The sequence below is a fragment of the Streptomyces sp. NPDC058534 genome (assembly GCF_042717365.1).
GTDB lineage: Bacteria > Actinomycetota > Actinomycetes > Streptomycetales > Streptomycetaceae > Streptomyces.
Genome location: NZ_JBHXNW010000036.1, coordinates 20,860 through 27,271 on the forward strand (window position 1 = coordinate 20,860; position 6,412 = coordinate 27,271).

7 protein-coding genes are annotated in these 6,412 nt (G+C 74.6%); 4 read left to right on the forward strand and 3 right to left on the reverse strand.

Annotated elements, in window-relative coordinates; translation table 11 throughout:
* Window positions 1–12: 12 nt before the first annotated feature.
* Entirely contained in the window at window positions 13–795 is a 783-nt protein-coding gene (gene yaaA / locus ACFWR9_RS22340) for a peroxide stress protein YaaA (RefSeq protein WP_383844939.1), read from the forward strand.
* 73 nt (window positions 796–868) lie between these two features.
* Window positions 869–1,528 (forward strand): bifunctional 4-hydroxy-2-oxoglutarate aldolase/2-dehydro-3-deoxy-phosphogluconate aldolase, encoded by a 660-nt coding sequence (gene eda / locus ACFWR9_RS22345; RefSeq protein WP_383844941.1) that lies wholly within the window; start codon window positions 869–871, stop codon window positions 1,526–1,528.
* On the opposite strand, the gene ACFWR9_RS22350 is transcribed toward eda, so the two are convergent.
* Genes ACFWR9_RS22350 through ACFWR9_RS22360 form a run of 3 tightly spaced genes read right to left on the reverse strand, consistent with a single transcriptional unit; the run spans window position 1,503 to window position 4,524 of the window.
* Entirely contained in the window at window positions 1,503–2,870 is a 1,368-nt protein-coding gene (locus ACFWR9_RS22350) for a bifunctional RNase H/acid phosphatase (RefSeq protein WP_383845043.1), read from the reverse strand. The two genes, eda and ACFWR9_RS22350, sit on opposite strands and share 26 nt — an antisense overlap.
* Window positions 2,871–2,917: 47 nt before the next feature.
* On the reverse strand, window positions 2,918–3,661 hold the full coding sequence (locus ACFWR9_RS22355) for a zinc ribbon domain-containing protein (RefSeq protein WP_383845045.1): 744 nt from the start codon (window positions 3,659–3,661) through the stop codon (window positions 2,918–2,920).
* Window positions 3,658–4,524, reverse strand: coding sequence for a Nif3-like dinuclear metal center hexameric protein (locus tag ACFWR9_RS22360; protein ID WP_383844943.1), 867 nt, complete (start codon window positions 4,522–4,524; stop codon window positions 3,658–3,660). The genes ACFWR9_RS22355 and ACFWR9_RS22360 overlap by 4 nt, the downstream gene beginning before the upstream one ends.
* Before the next feature lie 198 nt (window positions 4,525–4,722).
* On the opposite strand from ACFWR9_RS22360, the gene ACFWR9_RS22365 reads away from it, so the two are divergent.
* A complete protein-coding gene (locus ACFWR9_RS22365; RefSeq protein ID WP_383844945.1) occupies window positions 4,723–5,952 on the forward strand; it encodes a hypothetical protein in 1,230 nt (409 codons plus the stop codon).
* Between the two features lie 97 nt (window positions 5,953–6,049).
* Window positions 6,050–6,217 carry a hypothetical protein gene (locus ACFWR9_RS22370; RefSeq protein ID WP_383844947.1) on the forward strand — a complete coding sequence of 56 codons (168 nt, stop codon included), beginning with the start codon at window positions 6,050–6,052 and terminating at the stop codon, window positions 6,215–6,217.
* The last annotated feature ends 195 nt before the right edge of the window (window positions 6,218–6,412 follow it).

The following is a 6,412-nucleotide window of genomic DNA, read 5'->3' on the forward strand; positions in this document are numbered from 1 at the left end:
GAAGGAGTGCCTGTGCTTGTCCTGCTGCCGCCGTCCGAGGGGAAGGCCGCGTCCGGCCGGGGCGCCCCGCTGAAGACCGACTCGCTGTCGCTGCCGGGGCTGACCCCGGCCCGCGAGACCGTCCTCGGCGAACTGGTCGACCTGTGCGCCGGGGACGAGGAGAAGGCCCGCGAGGTGCTGGGGCTGAGCGAGGGGCTGCGCGGCGAGGTCGCCAAGAACGTGGAGCTGTTGACGGCGGGGGCCCGGCCGGCCGGGGAGATCTACACCGGTGTGCTGTACGACGCGCTGGACCTGGCCTCGCTGGACGCGGCGGCCAAGCGGCGGGCCGCCCGTTCGCTGCTGGTGTTCTCCGGGTTGTGGGGTGCCGTGCGGGTGACCGACCGGATTCCCTCCTACCGGTGCTCGATGGGGGTGAGGCTGCCCGGGCTCGGGGCGCTGGGCGCGTACTGGCGGGCGCCGATGGCCGAGGTGCTGCCCGAGGCGGCCGGGGAGCGGCTGGTACTGGACCTGCGCTCGTCGGCGTACGCGGCGGCCTGGAAGCCGAAGGGCGGGGTCGCCGAGCGGACGGCGACCGTACGGGTGCTGCACGCGCCGACCCGGAAGGTGGTCAGCCACTTCAACAAGGCGACCAAGGGGCGGATCGTCCGCAGCCTGCTGACGTCCGGGAGCGCGCCGGGCGGGCCGGCGGAGCTGGTGGAGGCGCTGCGGGACCTGGGGTACGAGGTGGAGGGCGGGGGGCCCGCGAAGGCGGGGCGGCCGTGGTCGCTGGACGTGCTGGTGGACGAGATCCACTGAGGCACCCTCGACTGTCGTTGCGCATATCGCAACGTGCGTTGCGCGTCGTGCGTTGCGACGGCACGATGAGGGCATGAGTTCTCCGCTGCCCTCCTCACCCGCCACCTCGGTGCTGGACCTCGCACCCGTCGTGCCCGTCGTGGTCGTCGACGATCTCGCCGACGCCGTGCCGCTCGCCCGGGCGCTCGTCGCCGGCGGGCTGCCCGCGATCGAGGTGACGCTGCGGACGCCGGTGGCGGTGGACGCGATCCGCGCCATCGCCGACGAGGTGCCGGGCGCCGTGGTCGGCGCGGGCACGGTCATCACGCCGGGCCAGGTCGGGGAGGTCGTGGCGGCGGGGGCACGGTTCCTGGTCAGCCCGGGGTGGACGGAGGTCCTGCTGGACGCGATGCGGGCGTCCGGGGTGCCCTTCCTGCCGGGGGTGTCGACCACGTCGGAGGTGGTGGCGCTGCTGGAGCGCGGGGTGCGGGAGATGAAGTTCTTCCCGGCCGAGGCCGCGGGCGGCACCGCCTACCTGAAGGCGCTCGCCGCTCCCCTGCCGCAGGCCCGTTTCTGCCCGACCGGCGGCATCGGTCCCGGCTCCGCCCCGGAGTACCTGGCGCTGCCCAACGTCGGTTGCGTCGGGGGCAGTTGGATGCTGCCAAAGGACGCCGTGGCCGACCGTGACTGGGGGCGCGTGGAGGCGCTGGCCCGTGCGGCGGCGGCGCTCAGCGCAGGTGGGACGTCTCGTTGAACAGGCGGACGCTCGCGCCGCCGTCGGCGTAGTACGCGACCGCCGACAGCGAGGCCGCGGACAGTTCCATCCGGAACAGCGACTCGGGCGGGGCGCCCAGGGCGAGCCGCAGGAACGTCTTGATCGGCGTCACGTGCGAGACCAGCAGGACGGTGCGGCCCGCGTGGGCCGAGACCAGCTTGTCGCGGGTGGCGGCGACGCGCGCCCCCGTCGTCGCGAAGCTCTCGCCGCCGCCGGTCGGCCGGGCGTCCGGGGAGGACAGCCAGGCGTCCAGGTCGGCGGGGTACCGCTCGCGCACCTCGCCGAAGGTGAGCCCTTCCCAAGCACCGAAGTCGGTCTCCCGCAGGCCCTCCTCGACCGTCACCTCCAGGCCGAGGCGGGCGGCCACGATGCCGGCGGTCTCGCGGGTGCGGGCCAGGGGTGAGGCGACGACCGCCTGGATCGTGCCGCGCCGGGCCAGGCTCGCGGCGACCCTCTCGGCCTGCTCCCGGCCGACGGACGACAGGGACGGGTCGCTGCCACCACTGCCGGAGAACCGCTTCTGCGGGGTCAGGGGCGTCTCGCCGTGCCGCAGGAGTACGAAGGTGGCGGGGGCGCCCATGTCGGGGGGTCCCCAGCCGGGCGACGCGACGGTCTTGGCGGCCCGCACGTCGGCGGCGTCGGCGTCGGCGTCCTGAGCGCGGGCGTCCGCATCTGCGGTGGTGTCGGTACGGGCCCCGTCCGCGCCGGGCGACGGCACACTCTCGGCACCGGTGCGAGCGGCCTGGGCGACCCGCCCACCGACGGCGGCACCGGCCGTGCCGCCGGCCCCGGGGTCGGCCCCCGCCGGACCGGTCTTCCGGGCGCCCCCGGTACGGGCGGCCCCCGCCCCGCGTCCGGCACCGCCCCCCGCGTCCAGTTCCGCCGTCGAGTCGCCCGGTGACCACTGCTCGCCGCGCGCGCCCGCGTCCATCGCCTCGTTGGCCAGGCGGTCGGCGTGCTTGTTGTTCGCGCGGGGAATCCACTCGTAGGTCACGCGGCCCGGCGGGAAGACGCGTGCCGCCTCGGTCGCCAGCGGCTTCATGTCGGGGTGTTTGATCTTCCAGCGGCCCGACATCTGCTCGACGACGAGCTTGGAGTCCATCCGTACCTGCACGCGCGCGTCGGGGTCCAGCTCCCTCGCCGCGCGCAGTCCGGCCAGCAGCCCCCGGTACTCGGCCACGTTGTTCGTGACGACCCCCAGGTACTCGGCGGCCTCGACGAGGGACTCCCCGGTCGCCGCGTCCAGCACCACCGCCCCGTAGCCCGCGGGCCCCGGGTTGCCCCGCGACCCGCCGTCGGCCTCGACGACGAACTCCCGCACCGCACCGGCCGCCGAAGCTTCCACCGAAGCCGCCACCGAACCTGCCCCTACAGCCCGGAGTCGGCCGTGCGCACCAGGATGCGACGGCAGTTCTCGCAGCGTACGACGGTGTCGGGCGCCGTCGAGCGGATCTCGCTCAGCTCGGTGATCGCCAGCTCCTGGCGGCACCCCTGGCAGCTGCGCTGGTACAGCTTGGCCGCGCCGACGCCGCCCTGCTGCTCGCGCAGCTTGTTGTAGAGCTTCAGCAGGTCGTCGGGGACCGAGCCCGCGATGACCTCGCGCTCCTTGGTCACCGAGGCCGCCTCGCCGTCCAGCTCCTCGACGGCCGCGTCCCGGCGCGCGGTGGCGTCGTCGATCTTCCCCTGGACCGAGCCGACCCGCTCGGTCAGCTCGGCGACCCGCTCCTGCGCGGACTCACGGCGCTCCATCACCTCAAGGACGATGTCCTCCAGGTCGCCCTGCCGCTTGGCGAGCGAGGCGATCTCACGCTGGAGGTTCTCCAGGTCCTTCGGGGAGGTGACGGCGCCGGAGTCCAGGCGCTGCTGGTCGCGGGAGGCGCGCTGGCGCACCTGGTCCACGTCCTGCTCGGCCTTGGTCTGCTCGCGGGCGCAGTCGCTCTCCTCGGTCTGCGCGGCCACGAGCAGGTCGCGCAGCTGGGTGAGGTCCTTGGTCAGCGACTCGATCTCGGCGTGCTCGGGCAGCGACCGGCGCTTGTGCGCGAGCTGCTGGAGCCGGACGTCGAGGCCCTGGACGTCGAGGACTCGGATCTGGTCGGCGGGCTCGGCTTTCAGTTGGGGGCTCCCATTGTGTTGGAGGTCGGGGCGGACGCCGCGTGGGCGGTCCAGGGGTCGGTGACCGTCTTGGAGACGTGGACCCTGAGGTCCCAGCCGTTGCGGTCGGAGATCTCGTCGAGCTGGGCCGCGGCCAGCTCGCACCAGGGCCACTCGGTGGCCCAGTGCGCCGCGTCGAGCAGCGCGAGGGGGCTTTGGGCGCGGTCCGCGATGAACTCGGAGACCGGGTGGTGGCGCAGGTCCGCGGTGAGGAAGGCGTCGACGCCGGCCGCCCGGACATGGTCGAAGAGGCTGTCGCCGGAGCCACCGCTGACGGCGACCGTGCGGACGGTCGCCTCCGGATCGCCGGCGACGCGCAGGCCCTGCGCGGTGGCGGGCAGCCGCTCGGCGGCCCGGGCGGCGAACTCGCGGACGGTCAGCGGATGCTCCAGCTCGCACACCCTGCCCAGGCCGCGGCGGCCCTCGGGGTCGGTCGGGTCCGGCACGAGGGGCCGTACGACACGCAGGTCGAGCGCGCCGGCCAGTGCGTCGGAGACGCCCGGGTCGGCGGAGTCGGCGTTGGTGTGGGCGACGTGCAGGGCGATGTCGTTCTTGATGAGCGTGTGTACCACGCGGCCCTTGAAGGTGGAGGCGGCGACCGTCGTCGTCCCCCGCAGATAGAGCGGGTGATGGGTGACGAGCAGGTCGGCGCCGAGCTTCACGGCCTCGTCGACGATCTCCTGGACGGGGTCGACGGCGAACAGGACCCGGGAGACCTCCTGGCCGGGCTCGCCCACGACGGTACCGACCGCGTCCCAGGACTCGGCCCGCTCGGCGGGCCACAGGTTCTCCAGGGCGGCGATGACTTCTGACAGACGGGGCACGAAGGCAAGGCTACCTGGAGGTTCTGTGCCGTTGCACCCGTCGCGGCACCCCGCCACCGCCCCGGTCCGGCACAGCACACACCCCTCCCTCCCCTCAGGCGAATCGTTCCTGTGACACACGTACGTGTGATGGGTACGGCGACCGGTCCCCCGCCCGTGCGTGCGAAAACTACCTTCGTCGCCGGAGGTGACCGAAAGATGACGGTCTGTGCGATCGAGCCTTCGGCGGAGTCCGGGAACAGCGGGGCCCCGCGGGCGGGCTGCAGCATCACCGCGGAGGGCGCCTACGCCGCGCGTCTCGCCCGGCGCGGGGACTCCTGGTACCCGGAGCGCTGGACCCTGGACGGCCCCGAGCCGTACGCGGTGCCGCTGCCCGGCAACCAGCCGGAGGAGCCCGGCACGGAGGTGCAGCCGATGGCCGACGGGCGGGTCCTGGTGCACCGCGTCGCGGCCGGACGGCACCTCTTCTCGCTGCTCTACCCGACCGGACCGGGCACCGGGGAGCTGCCGCTCGGCGCGGTGGAGTGCCCGCCGGACACCACCGGGCTGCGGCTGCTCCCGCCGGTGCCGGGCGGCGAGCGGGCGTACGCGCTCGCCGTCGGCCCACGGGCGACGGTGCTGTGGCAGGTCGCGGGCGGTGCCTTCGGGCCGGAGCGGCTGGCCGAGATCCCCGGCCGCTGCTCGGGCGGGGCCTGGCTGGACCGCGCGGGCCGGATACTCGCCCTGGACCGGGAGACCGGCGGACGCGTGAAGGCGGTCGCGGTGGACCTGGAACGGGGCGGCGAGGTGTCGCCGCTGCTGCAGATCGCCGCCGACAGCGACGACCGGATACTGCTGGCCGACCCCGACAGCGGGCTGGTGCTGATCCGTTCGGACGCACCCTCGCCGGGGCGGGACCGGCTCGGCTGGGGGGTGCTGGGCAGCACGCTGCCGGTGCGCTTCCCGGAGTGCCTGCGGCTGGCGGACTGCGTGGTGACGCCGGTCGCGATCCAGCCGGGGCAGGCACTGACGCCGGAGCGCTGCGCGGTGGCGCTGCGCGTGGACGGCCCGTTCGGCAGCTGGGTCGGGGTGTGGCGGCCCGCCGAGCGGCGGGTGCGTCATCTTCCGGCGCCCGAGGGGTGGTTGACGGGAGCCGGACTGTGGACGCCGGACGGGGAACTGCGGCTGCCGTGCTCCACCCCGGAGCTGCCGTGCGGCCTGGCACGGCTGGCCCCGGGAGAAGCGGGAGTCGCCGGCGACGCGGGAGACGCCGGAGGCACCGGAGATGCGGGAGGCGCCGGAGATGCGGAGGACGCGGCTCCGGACCGGCCCGCCGAGCCGGACGAGGAGCCTGCCGTGAATCCGGACGGAAAGGACGAACAGGCACCCCCTCCACCCCGCCCCGTACCCCTGCAACAGGCCCCGCTGGCGCGGCTTGTAACGAAGTAGTGCCGGTTGGCGTGGCCGCCTGGATTCGGGTCGAGGGGGGCCGGTTACACTCGCCCGGCTGTAAGAAAGATCATGTTGACGGGGTGAATTGCTTCCGATGAACGACGCCAGCACGACCCAGCCGATGCAGGCCGACGGCGCCGACGTTTCCAAGACCGACACCGGCCACGGCAAGCACCGCGGACCGGTCTCCAGCCAGGAGGCCGCGGCGATCCCGCGGGGCCGTCACCGCAAGCCGTCCGGGGAGTCCGGGGCGGCGGCCTGACGGCACGCCAAGGCACGACACACACGCGGTAACACGACACACACGCAGTAAGAAGCAGGCAAGCGGCTCCGGCCCCGTGCGTCACTCCGACGGACGGGGCCGACAACCGGCAACCGACCCGCCCCCCGGGGGGGGGCGGGGCCGGGGGGCGGGCCCCCCGACGGGCCGCACCCCCCCGCGCCCCCCCCCCCCCCC

Coding starts and splice junctions, on each gene's coding strand:
- ACFWR9_RS22365 (WP_383844945.1), top strand. CDS start 4,723: ATGACGGTCTGTGCGATCGAGCCTTCGGCGGAGTCCGGGAACAGCGGG.
- eda (WP_383844941.1), top strand. CDS start 869: ATGAGTTCTCCGCTGCCCTCCTCACCCGCCACCTCGGTGCTGGACCTC.
- ACFWR9_RS22370 (WP_383844947.1), top strand. CDS start 6,050: ATGAACGACGCCAGCACGACCCAGCCGATGCAGGCCGACGGCGCCGAC.